The sequence below is a fragment of the Rathayibacter sp. AY1B4 genome (assembly GCF_002932815.1).
Classification (GTDB): Bacteria; Actinomycetota; Actinomycetes; order Actinomycetales; family Microbacteriaceae; genus Rathayibacter.
The window spans coordinates 1-25,056 of the sequence record NZ_PSWN01000034.1; the positions used below are offsets into that span (position 1 = coordinate 1).

The following is a 25,056-nucleotide window of genomic DNA, read 5'->3' on the forward strand; positions in this document are numbered from 1 at the left end:
GAGATGTAGAGAAGTCCCAGGGGGTCGGAGATGTGTATAGCAGACAGGGGGGGGCGTGAGGCGGTGCGGTTCGCGTGAGCGAGGGCGTGTGGCGGTGTGGTTCGGGTGAGCGGGGGCGCGTGGCGGTGCGGTTCGCGTGAGCGGGGGGCGTGTGGCGGTGCGGTTCGGGTGAGCGGGGGCATGTGAGGCGGTGCGGTTCGCGTGAGGCTGGGGGTGTGCGGGGGTGCGTGAGGCGGTGTGGTTGGCGTGAGCGGGGGCGCGTGGCGGTGCGGTTGGCGTGAGCGGGGGGCGTGTGGCGGTGCGGTTCGGGTGAGCGGGGGTATGTGAGGCGGTGCGGTTCGGGTGAGCGGGGGCGTGAGGCGGCGCGGTTCGGGTGAGCGGGGGCGTGTGTGGCGGTGCGGTTCGGGTGAGCGGGGGCGTGGCGGTGCGGTTCGGGTGAGCGGGGGGCGTGGCGGTGCGTGTGGCGGGGTGTTGCGCCGGTGTCCTGCGCGCGCCGCCCCGAGGACGGCGGGGATGTGCGGCGCCGGCTGCGGTGATCCCTCCCTCCACAGGAGGGCTTCACGCCGGTTCTCCACGGATGCGACGATCCGTCGCTTCCGTGTCGGTGGTCGCTGATTGAATACACGTATGACGATGATCAGCGGGTCGACAGCAGCGGAGGCGGTGCTCAGCGAGGTGCGTGCTCGCGGCGACCGAGCCGCGGCGCTGGCCCGCTCGGCGTCCCCGCTGCTCCTGGCCGCGGCCGAGGAGCTGCACGCCGGGCACCGGGCCGCGCTCGAGCATCCGGAGTCGTTCGCTCGCGGCTCGGCGCCCCACGCGTCGAGCGACCTCGCCGAGCGGTCGATCCGCGCGGAGTTCGCGGTCGCCCTCGGAGTCTCCGAGCGGGTCGCCTCCCGCGAGCTCGACCACGCGCGCCTCCTCGTCGAGGACCTGCCGACCACCCGCGCCGCCCTCGCCGGGGCGCACCTGCGGTGGGAGGCGGGCCAGGTCGTCTGCGCCGTCGCGGCCACCCTGCCTCCGGGCTCCCGCGCCGCGTTCGATACGCGGGCGGCCGAGCTCGCGGCCCGCACCACGCCGACGCAGCTGCGGCGCGCTCTGGCGCGGCTGCGGGAGGAGCTCCACGAGCAGCCCCTCGCCGAGCGCCACCGACGTGCCCGCGAGGACCGCGCGGTCTGGCTGATCCCCGAGGTCGACGGCATGGCGACGCTCTGCGCCCTCCTCCCCGCCCCGGTCGCCGTGGGGGCGTACAGCCGCCTCGACCGGATCGCCCGGATCCTCCGCGACGGCGCCGAGGGGCCGGCGGGGGCGGAGCCGCCTGCCGCCACGGATGCGGGCTCCTGCGGGGCGGAGCCGAGCGGGACGACCGGGGCGGAGCCGGCCGGAATCACCGGTGCGGGCGCCGCAGGCGTGATCTCCGGAGCGGGCGACGAGCGGACCCTCGCCCAGCTGCGAGCCGACGCTCTGGCCGACCTCCTCTGCGAGGCGGACGTCATCGGCACGGTGCCCGACTCGGTCGGTGCCGATCGGCCCGTTCCGACCCTCGTCACCGGCGTGCGCGCCGAGGTGCGGGTCACCCTGTCGGCGAGCACCGCGTCCGGCGTCGACGACGCCTCCGCCGAGCTCGACGGCTACGGCCCGATCCCGGCCGACGTCGCCCGGAGCCTCGTCCCCGCGACCGTCACCCGCGTGCTGACCGAGCCCCGGACGGGCGCAGTCCTCTCGGTCGGGCGCACACGCCGACTGCCGCACCGCGAGCTGCGGCTCCTCCTCCAGCTCCGCGACGTGACCTGCCGCTTCCCCGGCTGCACCCGCTCCGCCGCGGGCGCCGAGGCCGACCACGTCGTCGAGTGGCGCAACGGCGGCGGCACCGACCCCGGCAACCTCGCCAGCCTCTGCGTCGCCCACCACCACGTGCGGCACGGCGACCGCTGGACCTACGTCCTCCACCCCGACGGCACCGCCGACTGGACCACCCCCACCGGCCGCCGCATCACCACGCGCCCGCCGGGCCTCGAGGCACGGCTCCGTCCAGGCCCGCCCGCGACTCCGACGTTCGCGGACCGGCCGCCGCCGTTCTGACACGCTGCCGTGCTGCCGTGCTGCCGTGCTGCCGTGCTGCCGTGCTGCCGTGCTGCCGTGCTGCCGTGCTGACGTGCTGCCGTTCCGCCGTGCTGACGTGCTGACGTGCTGACGTGCTGCCGTTCCGCCGTGCACCCCTGAGGGAATCGGCTGTCGGGCGGGTTCGGCGCATTGCGCGGGTTCGCACTGGTGATCGGGCCGTGCTGTCGCTCGGAGGCGAGTGCTCAGCGACCTACCGCCGCGCCGCTGACGCTCGGATCAGCGCCTTCGCTCGGGTTCACGCGGCCGCACCGTCGCACCACCGCCGCACCACTGCCGCTGAGGCGCGGACCGTCACCGGGGCCGCACCGTCGCCTGACGCCGTGCCGACACCAGGGCCGTGCCGCCGCCTTGCGCCATGCCGCCGTTCGGCCACCACGATGCAGCACCTCAGCACCTCAGCACCTCAGCACCTCAGCACCTCAGCACCTCAGCACCTCAGCACCTCAGCGCGCGCTGAACCTCCGTCGAGCGCCGTTGCGACGGCCCGCCGTTCGGTCAGGGCGTCTCGCGACTGCGCTGGCGCCCCGCACCGCCCCACGGCTGATCCGGCGGGGTGCGCAGTCCGGGCGCGCAGTCCGGGCACGCCCTCGCGGTCAGTCGGCGACGCGCAGGAGCACCTCGCCCGTCGTCCCGCCCCGCAGCCGCCCCGCCGCCGCGACGCTACGCCGCCAGGAAGCGGTCCGCCGTCCGCAGCGAGAGTGCCATCGTCGCGAGCGCCGGGTTCGCGATCAGCGCGCTCGGGAACACCGAGTTGTCGCACACCCAGAGGTTCGGCACGTCGAAGCTGCGGCCGTCCGCGTCGATCACGGCGTCACCGGCGTCGGTGCCCATCCGCACGGTGCCGAGAGTGTGCGCCGTGCGCGCCATCACCCGCGTGCTCGTCGCGCCGGCCGCCTCCACGATCGCGGTCATCGTCCGGATCGCGTGCCGGTCGATCGCCTCCTCGTTGGCGCCCGCCGAGAACGTGATGCGCGCCTTCGGCACCCCGTGCTCGTCGAGCTCGTCGGTCAGCTCCAGCCGGTTGCCGTCGGCGGGCAGGCACTCCGCGTTGATCCCGACGCCCGCCGCGAAGCGGTAGCCGTCGAGCGCGTCCATCAGATCACGGCCCCAGAGTCCCGCGCCGCGGGCGAGCGTCGTCGCGTAGGTCAGCGGCATCACTCCGAGACTCTGGATCAGGTAGCCGCCCGCGAAGTCCGCGTCGGCCGGGCGGACGGTGTCCTCGGTGATCACCGAGGAGGGGTAGCCGCGGTAGCCGCGCATCTCGTTCTCGAAAGTGCCCCAGACCTGGGTCGCCCCGTGCGCCAGGAAGTTCCGGCCCACCTGGCCGCTGCTGTTCGCGATGCCGGTGTGCAGGAGGAGCCGGGGCGTCTCGACGCCGCCCGCGCAGAGGAACAGGGCGGAGCAGCGCTGCCGGTGCTCCACTCCGCCGCTCGTGTAGACCACGGCGCACACGCGGCCCGCAGCGTCCAGCTCGATCCCGTGCACGAACGAGTCGGCCCGGATCTCGGCGCCGCCCCGCACCGCCTCCGGCAGGTAGGTCACGTCCATGCTCGTCTTCGCGCCGGTCCGGCAGCCCTGATGGCACTGGCCGCAGTTGACGCAGGAGGGGCGGCCGTCGTCCCGCGGGCCGCTGAGCACGGCGGCGGGCGCGTCGGTCGCGCGCATCCCGATCGCCGCGCAGCCGCGCAGCATCATGTCGGCCGAGGCGTTCCGCGCGAGCGGGCCCTGCAGGTAGCGGCGCGACGGGTCCCACGGGTACTCGGCCGGGCCCGCCACTCCGATCGTCGCCTCCACCTTCTCGATGTACGCGGTGAGCTCGGCGTGCTCGATCGGCCAGTCGCGGCCGACGCCGGAGTCGCTCCGGAGTCGCACGTCGCGCGGGTCGGGGCGGGGCGTGAACGCTCCCCAGTGCAGCGTCGAGCCGCCGACCCCGCGGCCGCTGTTGTTCTGCCCGAAGGCGGTGGGGGTCTCGCCTCCGCTGAGGCGCTCCTCCATCCAGTTGATCTCGACGGCCGCCGTCTCGTCGGCGGTGTGGCCGAGCGGATCTACGTGCGGCCCGGCCTCGAGGGCGACGACCCGCAGCCCTCGAGCGGCGAGCACCGAGAGCAGGGGCGCTCCGCCTGCCCCGGTGCCGATCACGACGGCGTCGACCGTCTCGTCGAGCGGGAAGCGGCGCATGCCGGTCGTGTTCATCGGTGACTCCTCGTCGTCGGTTCCCAGGTCTCGCGGTCGTCGGCGCCGAGCAGGCGGAAGCCCGTCACGAGCGGCAGCGTGTCGCCGCCGCTGGCGTAGCCGTCGTAGCCGATCCGCGCCATCGACGCGGGGTGCGCCAGCCACTGCTTCACGAGGTCGACGCGGCAGTCCTCGAACCAGGCGGTCAGCTGCTCGGCACCGAGCCCGCCGGCCGAGCGGTCGCCGAGCTCCGCGGAGCCGTCGGCGATCGCGGTGAGGCGCGCGTCCTGCTCGGCGGGGCCGAGGCCGGCGAAGCCCCGGAGGGTGTCGAGCGCCAGTCCGTAGGCGATCGGGTCGGCCGGCAGGTCGGCGTTGCGCCAGCCGTCGCCCTCGCCGTTCGCGAGCTGCGTGTCCACCCGCGCGGCCAGGTCGATCCGGCCGCCCTCCTGAGGGACGACCCGGTCGGCGATCGCGCGCAGCTCCGCGAGCTGGGCGACGGTCAGGGCGCGGGGCGCGTACTCCGGGTCGTCGGCGAGCGCGCGCACGGCCAGCAGCCCGCGCACCCGCGTGGAGGTGCGGGCGGAGGCGATGGCTGCGCCGACGTCGGCCGGGACCGACGGCGCCGTGCCGGCCTCCTCCTCCCAGAACCGGCGGATCGCCGCGGCCACCTCGACCGGGCGCTCGAACGGCAGCAGGTGGCCCGCCCCGGCGAGCGTGAGCAGCCGGGCGCGGGAGTAGAGGGAGCCGTTGAGGCGGCGCTGCGCGTCGGCGCCGAGGTCGCCGTCCTCTCCGCCCGCGATCAGCAGCGCGGGCACAGCCCCGAGGGCGGCCTCTCCGGTGCGGTCCTCGCGGCTGCCGTGCTCGAGCCAGTCGCGCCAGCCCTCGGGGGAGTAGCGGCGCAGCTCGGCCAGCACCTCCGCGTCGGCGTCGGCGGGCAGCGGCGAGCCGACGTTCTGGTCGACGAACTCGCGCGCCTGCGCCTCGTCGAGGTGCCCGTCGTCGACCCAGCCGAGCATGGTCGAGCGGCGCTCCTCCTCCATCGGCTCGGGCGAGAGCGGCGACCCGGCGAGGAGCACGACGCCCGCGAGCCCGAACAGGCCCGAGCGGCCGGTGACCGTGCGGGAGGCCACGAGCGAGGCGATCTTCCCGCCCATGCTGTGCCCGAGGAGCAGCCAGCGGGAGGAGCCGTGCTCGCGGATCCGGCGGATCGTGGCAGCGGTCATCTCCTCGAGCGAGGTCCCGGATCCACCGGGCAGGTCGAGCGCGACGAGGTCCGCGACGTCGGCGAGCTCGCGGCCGAGCGCGTCGAAGGCGCGGCCGTCGAGCCCGAGTCCGGGCAGGGCGAAGAGGGTGGGGCGGGAGCTGGTGGACACGGGCGTCCTGTCGGATCGGCCGCGCCACGGCAGTGGGGAGCGGGAGGGGAGCGGCGGCGGGGGGCCGGCCCTCCTTATCCGACCACACGGCGTGCGCGCGCCCGGACCCTTGCGCCGGCGGGGCACTCGTGCTGTGCTCTGCGCCACCGTCCGCGGCACGATGCCGGGCGGTCGTGCCGCCCCTCCGTGCCGCCCCTCCGTGCCGCGCCTCCGTGGCGGGCCTCAGAGCGGGGAGGCGAACACCACCAGGTTGTCCCGGTAGCGGCCGATCGCCGCGTCGTACTCGCCTCCGCAGGTCACGAGGATCAGCTCCTCCTCGAGGGTCGCGCCGAAGACGCGGGCGGTGGGGAACGTGGCCTTGGCGTGGGACTCGACCGCCGTCACCCGGTAGCGGTGGTCGGAGCCGTCCACTCCGCTCACCGCGATCTCATCGCCCGGGGCGAGCTCGCCGAGGCGGAAGAAGACCGCGGGACCGGACCGCGAGTCGACGTGCGCCGCGATCACGGTGCGGCCGCTGCCGCCCGGGCGCCCGCCTCCCGAGAACCAGCCGACGTCGTCGTAGTCCACCGGCACCTCCATCGCCCCGTCCGACTGGATGCCCAGGGCGATCAGCGGCTCGTCCAGGCCCATCGCGGGCACGCTCAGCCGGGCGGGCTCGACGCCGACGGTCCGCGCGGGCGCGGCAGCGGCGGGGTCGGGCGCGGGGACCGGGGGAGGAGTGAGCGGGGGAGCAGAAGCGAGGGCCGGAGGCGCGGGCGCGCTCGCGGGCGTCTCCGCTCCTCCGCTCTCGTCCGCGGCGGCGCACCCCGCGAGGAGCAGCACGGCGCACAGTGCCGCCGCGCCGCTCCTCGACCGGGTGCCCACGATCAGGAGGCGGTGCGCCGGCGGGCGACGACCACTCCGGCCGCGCCGAGGGCGGCGACGGCTCCGAGGCCGGCCATCGCGGCGAGACCGGATGTGCCCGTGGCGTCGCTCCCGGCGGCGGTCGCGCCGCCACCGGTCTGGAGGCCGCCGACCGGCACCTGCGAGAGCTGGCCGCGGACGACGCCCGCCGCGTACGAGGCCGTGTGGGAGTCGCCGGCGAAGGCGGCGGGATCGGCCTCGAGGGCCTTGAGCGTGAATCCGGCGCCGGTGTCCGCCCCGTTCGCCTGGATGCCCGTGGTGAAGGGGCCCTGCAGGCAGCCGCTGCTGGTGCGGGGGCCGTCTCCGACCGGGGCCGGGTTCGGGAACGCGATGCGCGGCGGGCCCGCCTTGCCCAGCGCCGCCTGGTGGATGTGCGTCGCGGTCTTCGCGGGGCTCTGGTAGTCGCCGGTCACGCCGGTGAGGGTGATGTCGTAGCAGATGATGTCGAGGTCGCTGTTGACCCGGAAGGTCATCTCGCCCGTGGCGCCGGGCTGGCCGGGGGTCGCGGCGGAGTCGGCGTTCACGACCTGGTCGGGCGTCGCCATCACCGTGAAGGCGCTGGTGAAGGAGGACGGCTCGGCGACCTCGGTCTCGGCCTGGGCCGGCGCGGCGGCGAAGAAGGAGGCGGCGGCGACGGCGGTGATGCCGCCGAGGGAGAGCAGGCGGCGGCCGGCGCGGTTCCGCGCGGGGGACGTCTTCGTCATGGTGGAGCCTTTCGATCGCGAGCGCCGAGCGGGCCCGATGCAGGGAGTACGGCCGGAAGCGGCGCTGCGTTCACTCCATCTGAGAGGATCTTCACGGAGACGGTCCTCGCCTCCGATGAACGCTGCCGCCGCCGCGGCCGTACCCCCTTCCGACGGACCACCGGTCCCGACGAGGAGGCGGTGTGGCGCGCACGGCGACGGCACGACGAGACGAAGGGCCCGCGATGCCGCGCGAGCACTCGGAGGTCCCGGCTCCGGTGGTGCGCCTCGAGCCCCGGACGGCGGGGTTCGACCCGGCCGCCGCCTTCGACGAGCACGGGTCCGCCCTGCTCGGCTTCGCGCTCAACGCCCTGCGCGACCGCGGCCTCGCCGAGGACTGCGTGCAGGAGACGTTCCTGCGCGCCTGGCGCTCGCGGGCGAGCTACTCCGCCGAGCGCGCCAGCACCCGCACCTGGCTCTTCGCCATCGCCCGCAACGTCGTCGTCGACGTGCACCGCTCGCGCCGGCGCCTGCCGCGTCTGGTCGAGGCCGAGGTTCTGGAGGAGGTGCCCGCGGAGGACCGCGACCCCCTCGAGCCGCTCGCGATCGCCGAGGCGCTCGCGCGGCTCTCCGCCGAGCACCGGCAGGTCGTCGTCGCCGTCCACCTGCACGGCGAGACCTACGCCGAGCTGTCGGCGGCCACGAGCGTGCCGGTCGCCACCCTGCGCAGCCGCGCCTTCTACGCTCTCCGAGCGCTCCGCGGTCACCTCGCGAGCGCCGGACCCACCGACGAGGAGAGATCGTGATCGACCGAGACCAGCCCGACGGAGACGAGCCCGGCGGCCGCCGCGAGGAGCTCCTCGCCGCGGCCCTCGCCGGCGACCTCTCCGCCGAGGAGGCGCGGGAGTTCGAGAGCCTGCGCGCCGCCGACCCCTCGATCGACCGCGAGCTCGCGTCGTTCGGCTCGGTGGTCGACCGGGTCGGCGCGCTGGGCCGCTGGGAGGAGGCGGAGCCGTCGCCGGAGCTGCGGTCGCGCGTCGCGGCGCTCGCCGGGGAGCGGCCCGAGCGCGGGGAGAGTCTGCGTGCCTCGCGCCGCCGGGCCCCGCGCCGCCGGGCCTCGCGTCTCCGTGCCGTCCTGGCCGTCGCCGCGGCGGCCGCGCTCCTCGTCGTGGGCGGCGTCGCCGGAGCGGCCCTGCGGTCCGTCGAGGAGCGCCCCGTCGCGGGACCGCCCGGGACGCTCGGCGCCGTCGAGGCGATCGCCTTCGACGAGCGGACGGAGGGCGTGACGCTCGACGGCTCGCTGGTCGCGCACACCTGGGGCACCGAGACGATCCTCCGCGGGACCGGCTTCGCGCTCGGCGAGAGCTACGACCTCGTGCTGGTCACCGGCTCCGGTGAGCGGCTCCCGTCCGGCTCCTTCCTCGGCAGCTCCGCGGAGCTCGACTGCGAGATGAACGCGGCCGTCCTGCGCGAGTCCGTCGCCGCCGTCGAGATCACCGACGCCGGCGGCGCGCTCGTCGCCTCGGCCGCCCTCCCCGCCGTCACCTGAGAGCCGGCGGCGCGGGCTCGCGGCGCGGCTTCAGCTCGCTGACGAGCGTGCCCGCGACGATGAACCCCGCCCCGAGCAGGGCGAGCGCGGGGAGCCGGTCGCCGGCGAGGCGGCCGATCAGGCCGGCCCAGACGGGCTCGGCGGAGTAGATGATCGTGGCGCGCGACGGCGAGACCGAGCGCTGAGCCCAGTTCATCGTCAGCTGGATCAGGCAGCTGCTCGCCCCGAGCGCGAGCGCGGGGATCAGCCAGGCCCCCGAGAACGCCGGGACCGCCTCGCCCGCGAGGGGCATCGAGGCGAACCCGAGCGCGCCGGCGACCAGCAGCTGCACCACGGTCACCCGGCCGAGGTCCACCCGTCCGGCGACGAGGCCGATCAGGATGATCTCCGCCGCGATCGGCAGCGTGCTCACGATCGTCGCCACCTCGCCCGCTCCGAGCGCGACGCCCGGCTGCGGGCCCGCGATCAGGAGCAGTCCGACGAACGCCAGCGCGACGCCCACCAGCGTCAGCACGCCCGGACGGCGACGGAACACGACCCACTGGAGCAGCGGCACCAGCGGCACGTACAGCGCGGTGAGGAACGCGGAGGTGCTGCTCGTGATCGTCTGCAGCCCGTAGCTCTGCAGGCCGTAGCCCGCGAAGATCATCACCCCGATCGCGACGCCGGCCGCGAGGTCGATCCGCCGCATCCCCCGGAGCGACCGGTGGAACACGACCGCGCTGATCAGTCCCGCGATCGCGAACCGCATCCCGACGAAGAACAGCGGACCACTGTGCTCCATCGCGATGTGCACGGCGAGGAAGGTCCCGCCCCAGATCGCGGTGATGCCGATGAGCGCCCACTCCGGACGCGTGAAGCGGAGGCCCCGGAGCGGCGAGATGTGCATCATTCTGCACATCCTAGGAGCATCAGGGGCCTGTCGGTGCAGAATAGTGCGCATGTCGGCTCCCGTCCTCGCCCACCTGGGCGGCAACCTCCGTCTCGCGCGGCACGGAGCCGGACTGAGCCAGTCCGCGCTGGCGGCGCGCTCGGGCATCAGCCGGCGGACGATCGTCGCGGCCGAGGCCGGCGAGGCCAACATCTCGCTGACCGGAGTCGACCGCCTCGCGACCGCCCTCGGCACCACGTTCACGGCACTCGTCTCGGCCCCGGGATCCGCGCCCGCGGCGATCGACCAGGTCGCCTGGCGGGGAGCGGGCGAGGCGAGCGTCGCCGTCCTGCTCTCCTCCGTCCCCGCGCGCCGGGAGGCCCAGCTCTGGACCTGGACGCTCGGCCCCGGGGACCGCTACGACGCGCAGCCCGACCCCGAGGGGTGGCACGAGATCCTGCTCGTCACCGTCGGCGCGCTCCTCCTGGAGCGGGAGGGCGAGGAGCCCGTGCGGCTGGAGCCCGGACGGCACCTCGCCTTCCCGACCTCGCGGCACTACTCCTACGTGAACGCGGTGGACGCCGTCACGACGCTCGTCCGGATCGTGGTCGACTGACGGGTCGGCGCCTCAGGCCCGCGAGCGCAGGGTCTCGAGCAGCGCCGCGGGGGTCTCGGGGTCGTCGAGGCTGATCGCGAACTCGCGCGAGCGGTCCGTCGTCACCACCAGCGCCGGCCCGGCGTGCAGGATGACGGCCGAGCGGCCCGGCATCACCCGGTAGCCCCAGCCGCCCCACTCCGACGGCCGCAGATGGGCCGTGCCGGCCGAGGCGATGGTGTCGAGCGGGATGCGGCGCAGCGGGATGCCGAGGGCGGTCGTGACGACGCGGAGGCCGCGGCGGTCGGCGGTCACCCTCAGGCGGGAGAAGGAGAGGAGCACCAGCGCGACGACGCCGAGGACGACGGCCATCGCGATCGCCGGACCGGTCGCGCCGGCCGCGGCGAGCGTCGCGAGGGAGAGGGCCGCACCCGCCGCCGTGGCGACCGCGGCGACGGCGAACACCGGGCCCGTCAGCGTCTGCGACCAGGCGCCGGTCTCCTCCGCGGCGAGCGGCAGGCGGCCGGCGGCGAGGCGGGAGGCGCGCCGGGTGCCCGGAGCGATCAGCGCGGGCACGACGGCGAAGAGCATCCCTCCGAGCAGCGCGAGCAGCCACCCGCCGAGCTCCGCCCCCTCGGCGCGCCCGGCCGCGAGCGTCGTGCCGACCGAGGTCGCCCAGGCGGAGGCGCCCAGCCCGGCCACGAGGCCGAGGGTCGCCAGCAGGAGCCGCGGAGCGCGCCCGACGGCCGCCGCCACGAGGCCCGCGACGGCCGGGAGCCCGGAGAGCACGAGGGCGATCGCGAGCAGGGCGCCCGTCGACGCGATCGCATCGGCCGCCCCGGTGCCCGACCAGTGCGAGGCGAGCTCCGCGGGCAGCACGTCGTCCAGGACGAGGCGCGAGACGAGCACTCCGGCGGCGGGGAGCAGGAGGGACGCGGCGGCGAGGAGCTCGCGGCGGCGGTCGGCGGTGGCGGTCATGATCCGGTCCTCTCGATCAGGCGGACGAGCTCCGCGGGGGTGATGCCGCTGCGGCGGGCCTCCGCGAGCAGCTCGTCGACCAGGGCGGTGACGCGCACGAGCCCGGGCCCGGCCGACTCCGTGATCCACGCGCCGCGGCCCCGGCGCATCTGGAGGATCCCGTCGTCGCGCAGGGCGGCGTACGCGCGCAGCACGGTGTGCATGTTGATGCCGAGCGAGTCGGCGAGCTCGCGGGCGGGCGGCAGGCGGTCGCCCGCCGAGAGCTCGCCCCGGGCGACGGCCGAGCGCACCTGCGACTCCAGCTGGTCGGCGAGCGAGCCCGCCGCGGAGTGGTCGACCCGGAACAACATGTTTGCAATGTTAGTAGAACAAGCAGTGCACCACCAGGCCCTCAGTGCAGCGCGAGCGACACCGCCAGCACCACCATCACGACCGCCACGGCCGCGTCGAGGATCCGCCAGGCCCCGCGGCTCCGGAACAGCGGCCGCAGCGCCCGCGCCCCGAAGCCGAGAGCGGTGAACCACAGCACGCTCCCGGCCGCCGCCCCCGCCCCGAACCACCAGCGCTCGTCGCCGTGCGTGTTCGCCACCGACCCGAGCAGCACGACCGTGTCGAGGTAGACGTGCGGGTTGAGCAGTGTCAGCGCCAGGCACGTGCCGATCGCCGTGCGGAGCGACGTCGAGGCGCCGGCCGGATCGCCGTCGAGGGTCCCCGGCCGCAGTGCGCGCCTCGCCGCCATCACCGCGTAGGCGAGGAGGAAGGCGATGCCGCCCCAGCGGATCACCACCAGCAGCCACGGCGCCGACTCCAGGACCGCTCCGATCCCCGCGATCCCGAGCACGATCAGCGCGGCGTCGCAGAGTGCGCAGATCGCGACGACGGCGGGCACGTGCTCGCGGCGGAGGCCCTGGCGGAGCACGAAGGCGTTCTGCGCGCCGATGGCGATGATGAGCGAGAGGCCGAAGCCGAGGCCGGAGAGGGCGGCGAGGAGGGGGGACACGCTCCGACGCTAGGGCGGGGCACTTCTGTAGACCAGCTCATGCTCCTTCAGTACCGTAAGCACTACTGATGCTGACCGACGATCTCGACCTCTCCCGCCTGCGCGCGCTCGCCGCCTCCGTCCGGTTCGGCTCCTTCGACGCCGCCGCCCGAGCCCTGCACATCACCCCCTCCGCCCTCAGCCAGCGGATCAAGGCGCTCGAGACCGCCGCCGGCCGCGTCCTGCTGGTGCGCTCGCGCCCGGTCGTCGCGACCGAGGCCGGTGCGGGGCTCCTCCGCCTCGCCCGCCAGATCGAGCTCCTCGCCGACGACGCCGTCCGCTCGCTCGGCGGCGAGGATGCGGAGGGGGCGGGCCCCGTCGTCCTCCCGCTCGCCGTCAACGCCGACTCCCTGGCCACCTGGGTGCTGCCCGCGCTCGCCTCCGTCCCCGACGTCGTGGTGGAGCTGCACCGCGAGGACCAGGCGCACACCACCGCGTTCCTCCGCGACGGCACCGTGCTGGCGGCCGTCACCGGAGAGTCGGAAGCGGTGCTCGGCTGCACCGTCGCACCGCTCGGAGTGATGCGGTACCGCGCCATGGCCGCGCCCGCGTTCGCCGAGCGCTGGCTCCCGGACGGCGGCACGGCCGGTCTCGCGAGCGCTCCGCTGGTCGTCTTCGACGAGAAGGACCGCCTGCAGGACGACTTCCTCCGGGCCGCCGGCGTCGACGGCAGACCGCCGCAGCACCGCGTCCCCGGATCGACCGACTTCGAGCGGGCCGTGCGCCTGGGCATGGGGTGGGGGATGCTGCCCGAGCTGCAGGCCCCGGTCGGCGGCGAGGGCCTCGTCGAGCTGGGCGGCGACCCCGTCGACGTCCCCTCTACTGGCAGCAGTGGGCCCTGCACACGCCCGCCCTCGACGCGGTCGCCGCGGCCGTCTCCGCCGCCGCGCGCGCCGCGCTGCGCCGACCCGCGCGCTGACCCGCGCGCTGACCCGCGCTGCGCTGACCCGCGCGCTGACCCGCGCGCTGACCAACGTCGGCGGGGAGGCGCTCAGACCGCGAACACGTCGCGGAGGGTCACCGTCTCGAGCGAGCGCTCGCGGAGGATGTCGACGAGCCGCGCGTAGACCTGCGTCACCGGATCGAAGTTGGCGTGCCCGATCACGATGTGCTGCGGCAGGAACCACTGGTCCGCGAAGCCGACCACCTGCTCCGGCGTGATCAGCCCCGAGTCCGAGAGCGAGCCGTACCAGAGCACCGTCGCCGTGTAGCCGATCGCCGCCGCGGCGGCCCGGCTCCGCTCGTCCGTGTAGCCGAACGGCGGCCGGTAGAAGGGCGCCGCCTCCACCCCGTAGGTCGAGCGGATGAAGTCGCCGTTGCGGCCCAGCTCCTCCTGCACGCCGTCGCTCGAGAGGCTCGTCAGGTCGGCGTGCGACCAGGTGTGGTTCGCGAGCTGCACCTGCCCCGAGGCGACGAGCGGAGCCAGCAGCGGCGCGTTCACGGTCCACGAGTCGTACTTCCCGTTGAGGAAGAAGGTCAGCCGGGTGCCGGTGTCGCGGGCGAACTGCGCGTAGGCGGCGACCACGTCGGAGTCCGCGCCGTCGTCGACGGTCCAGGCGAGCGTGCTCCCCTCGCCGGGCAGCTCCGAGATCGTGCCGGAGGGCAGCGGCGCCTTCCGCCGCACCGGAGCCGCCGCGGCGGTGGTGGTCGGCACGGGGCGGGGAGGGGTCGGGACGGCGGTCGGAGCGGCGGACGGCAGCACCGCCGCCGGCGCCGTGCTCGGCGGGAGCGCCGCGGGAGCGGGCCGGGCGGGCGTGCACCCCGTCAGCGCGACCGCCGAGGAGGCGATCCCCAGCAGCAGCGCGCGTCGCCTCAACCGGTCCACGGGCCCCCCTCGCGAGCCCCGTCCCCCGGAGCGTCCCCGCGACCGTAGCGGTCGGGGAGGGAACGGGCAACGCGGCGCGACACCCCTCCCTCCCCGCAGCCTCTACCGGAAGGTGCGCCTGACCGCGTTGTTCGCCGGCGTGGGATCGGCGGCGGCGGTCGACACCCTGGCGTCGATCGTCGTGGCGGCCGGCCGGTCGACCAGCGTCACCGAGTAGGTGGTGCTCCGCCCGGCGGAGACGCTCGGCGCGGTCCAGGTGAGGACCGTCGTGCCCGCGGCCGAGCCCTTCGTCTGCACGGCGCCGGGCGCACTCGCCACCGTTCCGCTGACGACGACCCGGGTGGTCGTCGTCGCCGCGTCCCGGGTGCCGGTGTTCCGGACGGTGATCGTGCCCGAGAGGGGAGCCGTCGCCGCCAGTCCCGGCGCCGGCGCCAGCGTCAGTGTGAGGTCGGCGCGGGTGGAGGACTTCACCTGCAGCGACTGCGTCACCGAGGTCGCGGCGAGCCACGCCGAGTCGCCCGCCTGCGTGGCCCGGACCGTGCAGCTCGCCGCGCCCGTCAGCCGCACCGTCGCCGTGCCCGCGCCGGTGGCGGTCAGCGTGCAGCTGCCGCTCGCGTACAGCTTCACGGGCAGACCGGAGGAGGCGGTGGCCGCGACCGGGTAGGCGATCCCCTTCTCGGGCGAGGACGGCATCGCGGTCGAGAAGGCGACCTTCTGCGCCTTCTTCTTCTGCGAGACGACCGCGGTGACCGCGATCGACTGGGTCGCCCGGGGAGCCGCGTCGTGCGAGGCGTCGCCGGCCTGATCCGCGGTGACCGTGCAGGTGCCGGATCCGCTGAAGGTCACGACGCCGCCCGCGAGCGAGCACGCGCCCGTGGCGCCGATCGTGACCGGCAGACCGGAGGAGCCGCCCGCCGCGGTCGGTGTGTAGCGGCCGCCCGCGGTCGCCGTGCTCGGAGCCGCGGAGGTGAAGGCGACCGTCTGCAGCGCCTTGCCGATCGGGAACGTCCGGACGACCTGCTCCGCGGGCGCGTGAGCGTCGTCGCCGGCCTGATCCAGCGTCAGCGTGCAGGTGCCGACGGAGTCGTAGGACACCGTGCCGTCCTCTCCCAGCGAGCAGGAGTCGGAGGCGTCGAGCACCGGGTCGGCGCTCGACGGGCCACGGACGATCGACGGGGTCCAGGAGCCGCCGATCCGGGCGTCCGTCGGAGCGGCGTCGCGGAACGACACCGCTCCCGCCGCCGTGCCGACCTCCACCGACTGCGTGATCCGCGGAGCCGCCGAGTGGCGCTCGTCCCCGGCCTGGTCCGCGGTCACCGTGCAGGTGCCGGAGCGGGTGAAGGTCACGACGCCGTCCGCGACCGTGCAGGACCCGGCCGCTCCGAGCACCACGGGGGCGCTCGACGCGCCGGCCGTCACGACGGGCGTGTAGGAGCCCCCCGCGACCGCCGCGTCGGGGACCGGCGAGGCGAACGCCAGCGTCTGGCCGAGGGCGCCGATCGCGAAGGTGCGGACGGCCTGCGGAGCGGCGCCGTACCGCGAGTCGCCCGCCTGGTCGAGCGTCAGCGTGCAGGTGCCGACGGAGTCGTAGGACACCACTCCTGCGGCCGCCGAGCATGCTCCGGAGGCGGTCAGCACTGGACGCGCGGTGGAGGGTCCGGCGACGATCCGCGGGGTGGTCGTCCCGCCGACCGTCGCACCGGTCGGCGCGGTGCCGCCGAAGGAGACGGTGCCCGCGAGCAGTCCGACCGCGATCACCTGCGAGGCCCGCTCCGCCGCGTCGTACCGGGCGTCGCCCGTCTGGTCGGCGGTCACCGTGCAGGTGCCCGATCCGGTGAAGGAGACGACCCCGTTCGTGAGCGTGCAGGACCCGGAGGCGCCGAGCACCACGGGCCGCCCGGAGGCTCCGCCGGTCGCGGTCGGGCGGTAGGTGCCGCCCGCGAGCGCCGAGTCCGGCGCCTGCGAGGTGAAGGCCACGGTCTGCGTGATCCGGGTGATCTCGAAGCTGCGCACGGCCGTCGGTGCTGCGCTGTGGCGGGTGTCGCCCGCCTGGTCCAGCGTCAGCGTGCAGGTGCCCGCGGAGTCGTAGGAGACCAGTCGGAAGGGCCCGACGGAGCAGGCGCCGGAGGCCGTCAGCACCGGGGGAGCGCTGGACGGGCCGGCGACGACCGCGGCCGTCGAGGAGCCCCCGACCCGGGCCGCGGCCGGAGCATCGCCGCCGAACGCGACGGTCCCCGCGAGCTGCGAGACGGCGACGGTCTGCGAGACCTGCGCCGCCGCCGCGTAGCGACCGTCGCCCGCCTGGTCGGCCGTGACGGTGCAGGTGCCGCTGCCGGCGAAGGTGACGACGCCGTCCGCGAGCGTGCAGGCGCCCGACGCTCCGATCGTCACGGGGAGCCCGGAGGCGCCGCCCGTCGCGGTCGGAGTGAGCGTGTCGCCGGACGCAGCCGTCGACGGCGCGGTCGAGGTGAAGGCGACGGTCTGCGCGATCGCGGTGATCTCGAAGGTCTGGACCGCCCGCGCGGTGCCGTAGGTGGCGTCGCGGTAGTGGATCGCCGTCAGCGTGCAGGTGCCCGCGGAGTCGAACCGGACGGCGCCGTTCTCGCCGTCGGAGCAGGCGCCCGAGACGCTGAGCACCGAGGGGCCGGAGGACGGGCCGCGCGTGAAGGCGGGAGTGAAGGATCCGCCCACTTTCGCGTCGGTCGGGACGGCGGTCGTGAACGCCACGGAGCCGGGCGCGTAGCCGACCTCCACCTCCTGCACGGCGGGCCGGGCACTGTCGTACTGCCGGTTGCCGTTCTGGTAGGCGAAGACGCCGCAGACACCCTTCGTGGTGAAGGTGACCACGCCGTCCTTCGCCGAGCACGACGCGGTGGTGAGGAGGAACGGAGCGATGCCCGAGGCGCCGCTCTCGATCACCGGGCGGTAGGTGTCTCCGAGGACGGCGCCGACCGGAGGCGCGCTCGTGATCCGGACCGTCTGCGGGAGGAAGTAGATCGAGTACTCCTGCTCGGCGTGCCGCGCGGGCCAGTAGCCGTCTCCGGGCTGGTCGAGGGACAGCACGCAGAGCCCGGCCCCGTCGTTCCGCACGGTCACGCCGTCCGGGAGGATCGAGCAGTCGCGGCTCGCGGAGAGCACCGGCACGCCCTTCGACGGGCCGGGCACGATCGTCGGCCGGTACGTCTCGAGCGACATCGCGTGCGGGGGCGCGGTGCTCCCGAAGGAGAGGTTCCCCTCGGGAGTCCCGACCGTGATGACCTGCCGGACCTGCGGAGCGGCGTCGTGCCGATCGTCCGCGGCCTGGTCGATCGTCACCGTGCAGGTGCCGTCGCCGAAGAACGTCACCACGTCGTCCGCGATGGTGCAGTTGCCGTTCTCGATCACCGCGATCACGAGCGGGTTGCCCGAGCCGCCGCCGGTCGCCTCGACCGTGTACCGGTCGTCGGTGAACACCCGGACGGGCGGAGTCGAGGTGACGACGACGGTCTGGGGGATCCGCGAGATCGGGACGAAGCGCACCAGGCCGTCGGCGGCCGCGTACACGTCGTCGCCCGGCTGGTCGAACTGCACGCCGCAGGTCGAGGGCTCGGTGTAGGTCAGGATCTGCGCACCGGTCGCGTCAGGGGCGACGGTGCAGCCGAAGAAGGTCCTGACGAGCACCGGCAGTCCCGAGCTCGAGGTCGCCGTGGCGACGCCGGTCGACTCCAGCACGCCGGTCTTCGGCACCGCGACCGTCAGCGTCTGCGACGCCTTCGCGACCTCGAGATCGAAGGAGGCGCGCCCCGCGGTGTAGTGGTCGTCGCCGGCCTGGTCGGCGGTCACGGTGCAGGTGCCGCCGCGCGTGAAGGTCACGACGCCGTCGGCGATCGCACAGGAGCCGGTCGCTCCGATCGAGACGGGGCTCCCGGAGCCGCCGCCGGTGGCCGTCGGAGTGAAGGTGCCCAGCGCCGTCGGCGCGGTCGGCCGCGAGGAGGTGAAGGCGACCGTCTGCGAGAACTTCCGGACCGTGATCCGGAACGAGGACGTGCCGGTGTTGCCGGCCTCGTCGTCCGCGGTGCAGTCGACCGTCGTGTCCCCGATCGGGAAGACGCTTCCCGAGGCGGGCGTGCAGGTCGAGCCCACGGCTCCGTCGACCGCGTCCTGCGCGGAGGACGCGAAGGTGACGACGGCGCCGGAGACCTCGGCCGGCTCGGCCGTGACGGCGGCGGGCACGGTCACGACGGGGGCCGAGCGGTCGGCCAGCGCGAAGGTGCCGGGGATCGACCGGAGGGTGTAGTTCGGCCCGGCGTCGCCTCCGTCGCACCGCGTGACGTAGTCGCCGACGGGCGTGCGCGCTCCGATCGTCACCTTCCCGGTGCCGTCCGCCGTGTAGTAGGCGCCGGTCGGCTCGGTGACGAACCGGTCGGTTCCTGCGAAGCCGTCGGCCGTGCAGGTGACCGTCGGGGCGGTCGCGGTGCCGTGCGCCTGCGTCCCGGGGCTCGACGCGGTCACCGAGAGGGGCGCCGGCGAGATCGTGAGCGCGCCGTCGATGGTGATCAGCTGTCCCGAGGGGTTCGTCAGGCCGGAGCAGCGCGTGGGGTAGCGGCCGACGGGGGTCGTCGCGGAGAGCGCCAGCGGCGTCGTGAATCCGGTGTCGGACGCCGCGAAGGCGCCGCAGGAGACCGTCCCCGAGGGGGAGCCGGTCACGGAGGCGGTGATCGCGGGGGGAGTGGATCCGTAGGTCGACGAGGGCGAGGAGGCGGTCACCATCGGGACGGCCGCGACGATGCGCAGCGCGCCGTCCTTGTACCCCGCGATCGTGTAGTCGCTGCTGACCTTCGCGCCGCTGCACCGCGTGGTGAAGGTGGTGAAGGTGGAGGTGGGCCAGTTCGGGATCAGGCGGTAGATGACGTCGTCCGCCGTGACGATCGGCCGGTAGACGCCGGCCGTGAGCGGGGCGCCGAAGGTGTCGGTGCCGACGAAGGCGGCCGTGCAGCGCAGGTCGGGGGACGGCGCGCCTCGCGGGTAGTCGACCGTCGGGGCGGTCACCGTGAGCGCCTTCGGCTTCGCCGTGAAGCTCTGCAGGGGCTCGCCCGCCCAGCCCAGAGGAGCGAGCGCGTCGAGCCTCGCCGCGAGCGTGCAGACGCCGGCGTGGAGCACGGTCACCCTCATGCCGCTGACGGAGCAGGTCTCGGCGGTCCTGCTGCTCAGGACGATCGAGCGGCCGGGCACGTCGACGGCCTGCGCGTAGGGGCTCGCGTCGAAGGAGTCGCCGTACGCCTTCTGCGGGAGCGTCGACAGGTCGAAGCGCACGCCGCCCACCGCCACGGTGGCCGGCTCGCTGCGGACGCTGCCGCCGCAGGTGGTCAGGGTCGCCCGGTAGCGGTAGGAGCCGGTGGGATCGGGGCCGGCCTCGAGGAACGCGGTCCCGTCCTCCCGGGCGCCCGCCCGGCCGAGCGCGGGCTTCCACGTGGCGCCGCCGTCCGTGGACCTCTCCCAGGACACGGCGGGGATGCCGCCGTAGACGGCCGAGACGCTCACGCCCATCGTCAGCGTGTAGATCTGGTTGGTGACGCCCGCGATGTCCGAGGGCTGCCGGGTGATGACGGGTGTCGCGGCGCACGCGCGCACCTCGTGGCGCAGAGCGGGGAGCGCCGACCAGCTCCCGCGTCCCGCCTCGGCGGGGGTGATGGTGTCGGGGTAGTGCGCGCGGATCTCGTTCCAGCCCTGCGGGATGTCCCTCGTGGTCAGCACGCCGACGCCGTCCGCGTCGAGGGTCACCCTGCTGGTGCCCGCACCGGTGAGGATCTCGACGGTGCCGCCGGCGGCCACCGGTCGGCCCAGGCTCGGGATGGTCACCCTCGCGGTGACGGTGACCTCCTGCCCGAGCATCGAGAAGTCGGGGGTGCGCGTCACGGTCACGGCGGTGTCGTACACCGGAGCGACCACGGGGTCGGCCGCCGTCGGGCCGGCCGTCTGCGAGATCCTCGTCACGCTCGGGTCCACGTAGCTCGAGCCGCCGCCGCCGGCGCCGGGGTCGTTCATGACGCCGAGGGTGTCGTTCATGCTGCCGAACACGTAGGGCGATCCGCCGCCGCCGCCGTACCACCAGCCGGCCCCGCCGCCGCCGCCGCTGTGGCCGGGGAACGAGCAGTTGCCGCCGCCGCCGCGGGAGGCGCCGGCGTCGGCGCCCTTGCCGTCGTTGAGGAACACGCCCCACTGGCCGTTGTTGCCGTCGGCGCACTCGCCGAAGGTGCTGTACCCGCGGGCGCCGGGCGAGCCGCCCGAGCTCTGCCCGGCCGCGCCGCCGCCGCCGCCGTCGGCCGCGTTGTTCCTGCCGCCGTTCCCGCCGCCCCTCGCGCCGCTGCCGGCGTCGGCGTCGCCGCCGACCGAGGACCGCCCGCCGCCGCCTCCGCCACCCGCCGCTACGGCGAGGGCGTGCTGACAGCCGTCCGAGCCGGCCGTGCTGAGGTACTGGGCGTCGCCGCCCGCGCCGCCGGAGTCGCCCCCGTAGACGCCGCCGTTCACGTAGCGCGTGGCGCCTGCCGCTCCGGCCGGGGCGCCGGCGAGGCGCCCGATCTCCAGCACCTGTCCGGGTGTGACGGGCACCTCCACGACGAGGCTGGAGCCGCGTCCGCCGGCGTTGCCCGTCCCGAGGCCGCTCGCACCCTTCCCGCCGTTCTGGCCGCTGAGGACGGCGCGGACCGTCGAGACCCCGGTCGCGGGAACGGTGTACTGCGACACCGTCGAGACCTTCGGGGAGGTGAAGCACGCGGTGCTGAAGACCGGCGCCGCCGACGCGGTCGGCGCGGCCACGACGCTGAGTCCTGCGCCCGCTACGAGCACGGCCGCGGCGACGAGGGAACGGAGGAAGGACTGGCGCATGTGCTGCTACTCCCGGCTGCTGCCGGGAGCGGGCGCCCGCGGTCGGCTCAGAGTAGGGCGGTCGTAGACCCGCGAGGAAGGCGGAACCTACACGAACGCCCTGCTCGGGGGGTACAGGAGGCCGCTTCTGCCGGAACCTCCCAGGAAGTCCCCGTGCACGTCCGGGCAGCGCCCCCGCCCTATTGCGGCCGCCGCCCGGGTCGCGTAGCCTAGCGAGGTTGCGTGCATCTGCACGCGCTTGCGTGCTGCCCACCGGGCAGGAGCTCCGGCTCCGGCCGGACAGGCGGGCGGTGCGCCGACAAGTGACCTTGGGTGGGTCGGGCGGGGCTTCGTGCCGCGCGTGATCCACGGTAACCACACATGGAGGAAACCATGGCAGCAGTCTGCCAGGTGACCGGAGCCGTCCCCGGCTTCGGGCACGCCATCTCGCACTCGCACCGGCGCACCAAGCGCCGCTTCGACCCGAACGTGCAGAAGAAGACGTACTACGTGCCGTCGCTTCGCCGTAACGTGACCCTGACCCTCTCGGCCAAGGGCATCAAGGTCATCGACGCCCGCGGCATCGAGTCCGTCGTCAAGGATGTTCTCGCTCGCGGGGTGAAGATCTAATGGCCAAGCAGCAGGACGTCCGTCCGATCATCAAGCTCCGTTCGACGGCCGGCACCGGTTACACCTACGTGACCAAGAAGAACCGCCGCAACGACCCCGACCGTCTCGTGCTCAAGAAGTACGACCCCGTAGTGCGCAAGCACGTCGACTTCCGCGAGGAGCGCTAAGTATGGCCAAGAAGAGCAAGATCGCCCGCAACGAGCAGCGCAAGGTGATCGTCGACCGCTACGCAGCCAAGCGCCTCGAGCTGAAGAAGGCCCTGGTCGACCCGGCCGGGACCGACGAGACCCGTGAGGCCGCCCGCGTCGGCCTCCAGAAGCTCCCCCGCAACGCCTCGCCCGTCCGCGTCCGCTCGCGCGACGCCGTCGACGGCCGCCCCCGCGGCAACCTCACGAAGTTCGGCATCTCGCGTGTCCGCTTCCGTGACATGGCGCACCGCGGCGAGCTGCCCGGCATCACCAAGTCCAGCTGGTGACCCGGCGCCGCTAGCGGCGTGAACGACCGAAGGCCCGTGATCGAAGGATCGCGGGCCTTCGTCGTCCCGCCGGCGGACGTAAAATGTGCGGATGACCGACTCCAGCCTGCCCACCGTCGCCGAGATCGCGGCGCTCATCGACCACGCGATCCTGAAGCCCGAGCTCACCCGCGCCGAGGTCGACGCCCAGCTCGACGAGGCGCGCGCGTCCGGCGTGTTCAGCGTCTGCGTCCGCCCCTCCGACGTCGCCCACTCGGTCGCTCGGCTCGAGGGCTCCGGCGTCCTGGTCGGCACGGTCATCGGCTTCCCCCACGGCACCACCTCGACCGCGGCCAAGGTCGCGGAGTCGCGTCAGGCGCTCGCCGACGGCGCGTCCGAGCTCGACATGGTCGTCAACATCGGCCGCCTCCGCAGCGGCCTGCTCCAGGACGTCGAGGACGACGTCCGCGCCGTGGTCGAGGCCGCCGAGGGCCACGTCGTCAAGGTCATCCTCGAGACGAGCCTCCTCGACGACGAGCAGGTCGTCGAGGGCAGCCGGGCCGCCGAGCGCGCCGGAGCGGACTTCGTGAAGACCGCCACCGGCTTCGCGGGCGGAGGCGCGAACGAGCACGACCTCCGCCTCATGCGCGGCGCCGTCTCGGAGGTCGTCCAGGTGAAGGCGTCCGGCGGAGTCCGCGACCTCGACACGCTCCTCGCCTACCGCGGCCTCGGCGTCACCCGCTTCGGCACCAGCGGCTCCGCGACCATCCTCGGCGACCTCGCGGCGCGGCACTCGGGCGACTCCACCGCGGCACGTGTCGACTCCGCCTCCTACTGACGGAGCGGCCGACGAGGGCCGCACCGCACCCGCCGACCGGATGACGCCGGTGCGCCTGCGCCCGGGCCGCGCCGGCCGGTGGGCGGAGCGGACCCGCCGCCCCCTCGACGAGATCGCCCGCGCCCTCAAGGAGCGCGTCTACGCGACCTTCACGGGCCTAGCCGTGGTGACGATCTACCTGGTCGGCGACCACCCGGACGCGGTCCACGCCCTCCAGAGCCTCGTGATCTCGATCATCGGGATCTCGGCCGCGGGCTTCGTCGCCGAGGTGATCGCGCACCAGGTCGTGCACGCCTCGGCGCCCTCGCGCTCCGAGACGCACACCATGCTGCGGATCGCGGGCGGGGCGCTCGCCTCGGCGTCGCTGCCGGTCCTCGCGCTCGGCGCCGCGGCGCTGGGCTGGATCGACGCGACGGTCGCGCTGCGGATCGGCGCGGGCGTCTACGTCGCCACGCTCGCGGGGATCGCCCTCATCGCCGTCGTGCGCGCGGGCCTCTCCTGGAAGGAGAGCATCTTCTCGCTGCTCGGGATCGTGGGTCTCGGCGTGCTGGTCGTCGGCGTGCTCGCGCTCGCGCACTGATCCGGAGGCGCCGCCGAGCGTAGGCTCGGACGGATGACGTCACGCACCAGGGTCGAGCTCGGCCGCCGCGAGGACCTCGGCGCCGACTGCGCGAACTGCTTCGGCCTGTGCTGCGTCGCTCTCGCCTTCGCCCGCTCCGCCGACTTCCCGTTCGACAAGCGCGCCGGAGACCCGTGCGTCAACCTCGACGGCGAGGACGCGTGCACGATCCACCGCCGGCTCCGGCCGCAGGGCTTCGTCGGCTGCACCGTCTTCGACTGCTTCGGCGCCGGCCAGAAGGTCTCGCAGCACACGTTCGGCGGCGTCTCCTGGCGGTCGGACCCGGCCGTGCGCGAGCGGATGTTCGCGGTGTTCCCGCTGATGCGCCGCCTGCACGAGCTGCTCTGGTACCTCGACTCCGCACTGGCGCTTCCCGGTGTCGGCGCGCCGCTCGTCGACGAGCTGCGCGAGCGGTTCGACGCCGTGCACGCGCACACCCTCGGCGAGCCGGAGCAGGTGGTCGCGGTCGACGTCGACGCGGAGTACGGAGCGTCCCGGCCGCTCCTGATCGCGGCGAGCGCGGCCGCTCGCGCAGGAGCGGCGCCGCATGCCCGCCGGTCGAAGGGCCGTCGACTCGCTCCGGGTGCCGATCTGGCGGGCGCACCGCTCCGGAACGCGGACCTGCGGGGAGCGGATCTGCGGGGCGCGCTCCTCCTCGCCGCGGACCTGCGGGGTGCGGATCTGCAGCGGTGCGACCTGCTCGGGGTGGACCTGCGCGACGCTGATGTGTCCGGCGCGCGGCTCGCCGAGGCGGTCTACCTCACCCAGGCGCAGGTGAACAGCGCTCGAGGGGATGCGGCGACCACGCTGCCGTCGCACTTCGAGCGCCCGTCGCACTGGGGCGGCTAGGGCGCCGGGTCAGAGGCTGCGGGGGCCGCCCAGCGACTCGTCGCCGCCCTCGTCGTCGACGCCGAGGGCCTCGACGACCTCGCGGCCGAGGAGGTGCGCGCCGCTCCAGCCCTCGATGACGCACCGGGGGAACGCCTCGCGGTCCGGGGAGCCGAGCCATGCGGCCGCGGCCTCGCGGGCCCACGCCTCGGAGGCGTACACGCCGATGATCTCGGTGCGGTCGTCCCACGGCGTCGCGGTCGAGAGGACGAAGTGGTCACCGTTCACGATCGGATCTCCTCCGGCTCTCGGGGTTCAGCGACCCCGTGGGAGTGCGGGACCGGACCGGACGCTACCCGTGGGCGGGGGAGCGCGTCTCCGGGGTCGACACGAGCGCGGATGAAGGCTACGGGAACGTCGAGCGCGGCGCGATCACCCGATGGTCCCACGCAGGCGGGCGTTCAGCCCACCCAGAGCGGTCGCGATCTCGTTCTCGTCGCTTCCGGGGAGGAGGGCGCCGCCCTGCTCGAGGCCGTGGCGCAGGGCCTCGACCTCCTCAGGGGGGAGGCCGCCGCTGTCGAGGAGGGCCTGGAGGGCGGCGAGGATGCCGACGAGGGCGACGGCGTCGTCCAGGTCGAGGGGGCGGACGGGCGGACCGTGTCGGAGAAGATCACGGTGAGGGCGGCCGTCTCGGGCACGGCGAACGCGCTGGCGGCGGCGTTCTCGACGAAGACG

At 74.9% G+C, this 25,056-nt stretch carries 23 protein-coding genes; 12 read left to right on the forward strand and 11 right to left on the reverse strand.

Annotated features, from left to right (window positions below; all coding sequences use genetic code 11):
* Positions 1-627 precede the first annotated feature (627 nt).
* Positions 628-2,079, forward strand: coding sequence for an HNH endonuclease signature motif containing protein (locus tag C5D66_RS15690; protein ID WP_104326987.1), 1,452 nt, complete (start codon positions 628-630; stop codon positions 2,077-2,079).
* Between the two features lie 702 nt (positions 2,080-2,781).
* On the opposite strand, the gene C5D66_RS15700 is transcribed toward C5D66_RS15690, so the two are convergent.
* The 4 genes from C5D66_RS15700 to C5D66_RS15715 form a co-directional block, all read right to left on the reverse strand.
* A complete protein-coding gene (locus tag C5D66_RS15700) occupies positions 2,782-4,314 on the reverse strand; it encodes a GMC family oxidoreductase (RefSeq protein ID WP_104256696.1) in 1,533 nt (510 codons plus the stop codon).
* Complete coding sequence (locus C5D66_RS15705; RefSeq protein WP_146084797.1) at positions 4,311-5,666, reverse strand: alpha/beta hydrolase; 1,356 nt, start codon at positions 5,664-5,666, stop codon at positions 4,311-4,313. The genes C5D66_RS15700 and C5D66_RS15705 overlap by 4 nt, the downstream gene beginning before the upstream one ends.
* Before the next feature lie 222 nt (positions 5,667-5,888).
* The gene (locus C5D66_RS17555) at positions 5,889-6,530 is read right to left on the reverse strand and encodes a class F sortase (protein ID WP_181067948.1); all 642 of its coding nucleotides are present in this window, start codon (positions 6,528-6,530) and stop codon (positions 5,889-5,891) included.
* A 2-nt stretch (positions 6,531-6,532) separates the two neighbouring features.
* Positions 6,533-7,273, reverse strand: a complete 741-nt coding sequence (locus tag C5D66_RS15715; protein WP_104239561.1) for a CHRD domain-containing protein — start codon at positions 7,271-7,273, stop codon at positions 6,533-6,535.
* A 224-nt stretch (positions 7,274-7,497) separates the two neighbouring features.
* Between C5D66_RS15715 and C5D66_RS15720 the strand changes: the two genes are divergently transcribed.
* Both C5D66_RS15720 and C5D66_RS15725 read left to right on the forward strand, forming a co-directional pair.
* Positions 7,498-8,058: a sigma-70 family RNA polymerase sigma factor gene (locus C5D66_RS15720; protein WP_104326990.1), complete on the forward strand. Its 561-nt coding sequence runs from the start codon at positions 7,498-7,500 to the stop codon at positions 8,056-8,058.
* Positions 8,055-8,801 carry a hypothetical protein gene (locus tag C5D66_RS15725; RefSeq protein ID WP_104326991.1) on the forward strand — a complete coding sequence of 249 codons (747 nt, stop codon included), beginning with the start codon at positions 8,055-8,057 and terminating at the stop codon, positions 8,799-8,801. The genes C5D66_RS15720 and C5D66_RS15725 overlap by 4 nt, the downstream gene beginning before the upstream one ends.
* Here C5D66_RS15725 and C5D66_RS15730 read toward each other — a convergent pair.
* Positions 8,794-9,693 (reverse strand): DMT family transporter, encoded by a 900-nt coding sequence (locus C5D66_RS15730; protein ID WP_258063957.1) that lies wholly within the window; start codon positions 9,691-9,693, stop codon positions 8,794-8,796. The two genes, C5D66_RS15725 and C5D66_RS15730, sit on opposite strands and share 8 nt — an antisense overlap.
* 49 nt (positions 9,694-9,742) lie before the next feature.
* Here C5D66_RS15730 and C5D66_RS15735 point away from each other — a divergent pair, with 49 nt between their 5' ends.
* A complete protein-coding gene (locus C5D66_RS15735) occupies positions 9,743-10,288 on the forward strand; it encodes an XRE family transcriptional regulator (protein WP_104326992.1) in 546 nt (181 codons plus the stop codon).
* A 12-nt stretch (positions 10,289-10,300) separates the two neighbouring features.
* Here C5D66_RS15735 and C5D66_RS15740 read toward each other — a convergent pair whose 3' ends face one another.
* Genes C5D66_RS15740 through C5D66_RS15750 form a run of 3 tightly spaced genes read right to left on the reverse strand, consistent with a single transcriptional unit; the run spans position 10,301 to position 12,245 of the window.
* Complete coding sequence (locus C5D66_RS15740; RefSeq protein WP_104326993.1) at positions 10,301-11,245, reverse strand: hypothetical protein; 945 nt, start codon at positions 11,243-11,245, stop codon at positions 10,301-10,303.
* A complete protein-coding gene (locus C5D66_RS15745) occupies positions 11,242-11,595 on the reverse strand; it encodes a GntR family transcriptional regulator (protein WP_104225158.1) in 354 nt (117 codons plus the stop codon). Before C5D66_RS15745 ends, C5D66_RS15740 begins: the two co-directional genes overlap by 4 nt.
* Before the next feature lie 41 nt (positions 11,596-11,636).
* Positions 11,637-12,245 (reverse strand): LysE/ArgO family amino acid transporter, encoded by a 609-nt coding sequence (locus C5D66_RS15750; protein WP_104227345.1) that lies wholly within the window; start codon positions 12,243-12,245, stop codon positions 11,637-11,639.
* Between the two features lie 68 nt (positions 12,246-12,313).
* Here C5D66_RS15750 and C5D66_RS15755 point away from each other — a divergent pair, with 68 nt between their 5' ends.
* Complete coding sequence (locus C5D66_RS15755; RefSeq protein WP_181067949.1) at positions 12,314-13,351, forward strand: ArgP/LysG family DNA-binding transcriptional regulator; 1,038 nt, start codon at positions 12,314-12,316, stop codon at positions 13,349-13,351.
* Here the strand turns inward: C5D66_RS15755 and C5D66_RS15760 are convergent.
* Both C5D66_RS15760 and C5D66_RS15765 read right to left on the reverse strand, forming a co-directional pair.
* Positions 13,276-14,109, reverse strand: a complete 834-nt coding sequence (locus C5D66_RS15760) for a polysaccharide deacetylase family protein (RefSeq protein WP_219814519.1) — start codon at positions 14,107-14,109, stop codon at positions 13,276-13,278. The genes C5D66_RS15755 and C5D66_RS15760 overlap by 76 nt on opposite strands.
* A 102-nt stretch (positions 14,110-14,211) precedes the next feature.
* Positions 14,212-20,973 (reverse strand): HYR domain-containing protein, encoded by a 6,762-nt coding sequence (locus C5D66_RS15765; RefSeq protein WP_104326994.1) that lies wholly within the window; start codon positions 20,971-20,973, stop codon positions 14,212-14,214.
* Between the two features lie 372 nt (positions 20,974-21,345).
* On the opposite strand from C5D66_RS15765, the gene rpmB reads away from it, so the two are divergent.
* From rpmB to C5D66_RS15795, 6 genes are all read left to right on the forward strand, one after another.
* The gene (gene rpmB / locus C5D66_RS15770; protein WP_056038148.1) at positions 21,346-21,582 is read left to right on the forward strand and encodes a 50S ribosomal protein L28; all 237 of its coding nucleotides are present in this window, start codon (positions 21,346-21,348) and stop codon (positions 21,580-21,582) included.
* A complete protein-coding gene (rpmG, locus tag C5D66_RS15775; protein ID WP_027692168.1) occupies positions 21,582-21,749 on the forward strand; it encodes a 50S ribosomal protein L33 in 168 nt (55 codons plus the stop codon). Before rpmB ends, rpmG begins: the two co-directional genes overlap by 1 nt.
* Positions 21,750-21,751: 2 nt before the next feature.
* Positions 21,752-22,057, forward strand: coding sequence for a 30S ribosomal protein S14 (gene rpsN, locus C5D66_RS15780; protein ID WP_104225107.1), 306 nt, complete (start codon positions 21,752-21,754; stop codon positions 22,055-22,057).
* Between the two features lie 91 nt (positions 22,058-22,148).
* Positions 22,149-22,874, forward strand: a complete 726-nt coding sequence (gene deoC, locus C5D66_RS15785; RefSeq protein ID WP_181067950.1) for a deoxyribose-phosphate aldolase — start codon at positions 22,149-22,151, stop codon at positions 22,872-22,874.
* A complete protein-coding gene (locus tag C5D66_RS15790) occupies positions 22,852-23,454 on the forward strand; it encodes a hypothetical protein (protein ID WP_146084798.1) in 603 nt (200 codons plus the stop codon). The genes deoC and C5D66_RS15790 overlap by 23 nt, the downstream gene beginning before the upstream one ends.
* A 33-nt stretch (positions 23,455-23,487) precedes the next feature.
* Positions 23,488-24,342, forward strand: coding sequence for a pentapeptide repeat-containing protein (locus C5D66_RS15795; protein ID WP_104326995.1), 855 nt, complete (start codon positions 23,488-23,490; stop codon positions 24,340-24,342).
* 9 nt (positions 24,343-24,351) lie between these two features.
* On the opposite strand, the gene C5D66_RS15800 is transcribed toward C5D66_RS15795, so the two are convergent.
* Positions 24,352-24,609 carry a hypothetical protein gene (locus tag C5D66_RS15800; protein WP_104225104.1) on the reverse strand — a complete coding sequence of 86 codons (258 nt, stop codon included), beginning with the start codon at positions 24,607-24,609 and terminating at the stop codon, positions 24,352-24,354.
* A 111-nt stretch (positions 24,610-24,720) separates the two neighbouring features.
* Here C5D66_RS15800 and C5D66_RS15805 point away from each other — a divergent pair.
* A partial coding sequence (locus tag C5D66_RS15805; RefSeq protein ID WP_146086968.1) for a hypothetical protein occupies positions 24,721-25,056 on the forward strand: 336 nt, incomplete at its 3' end.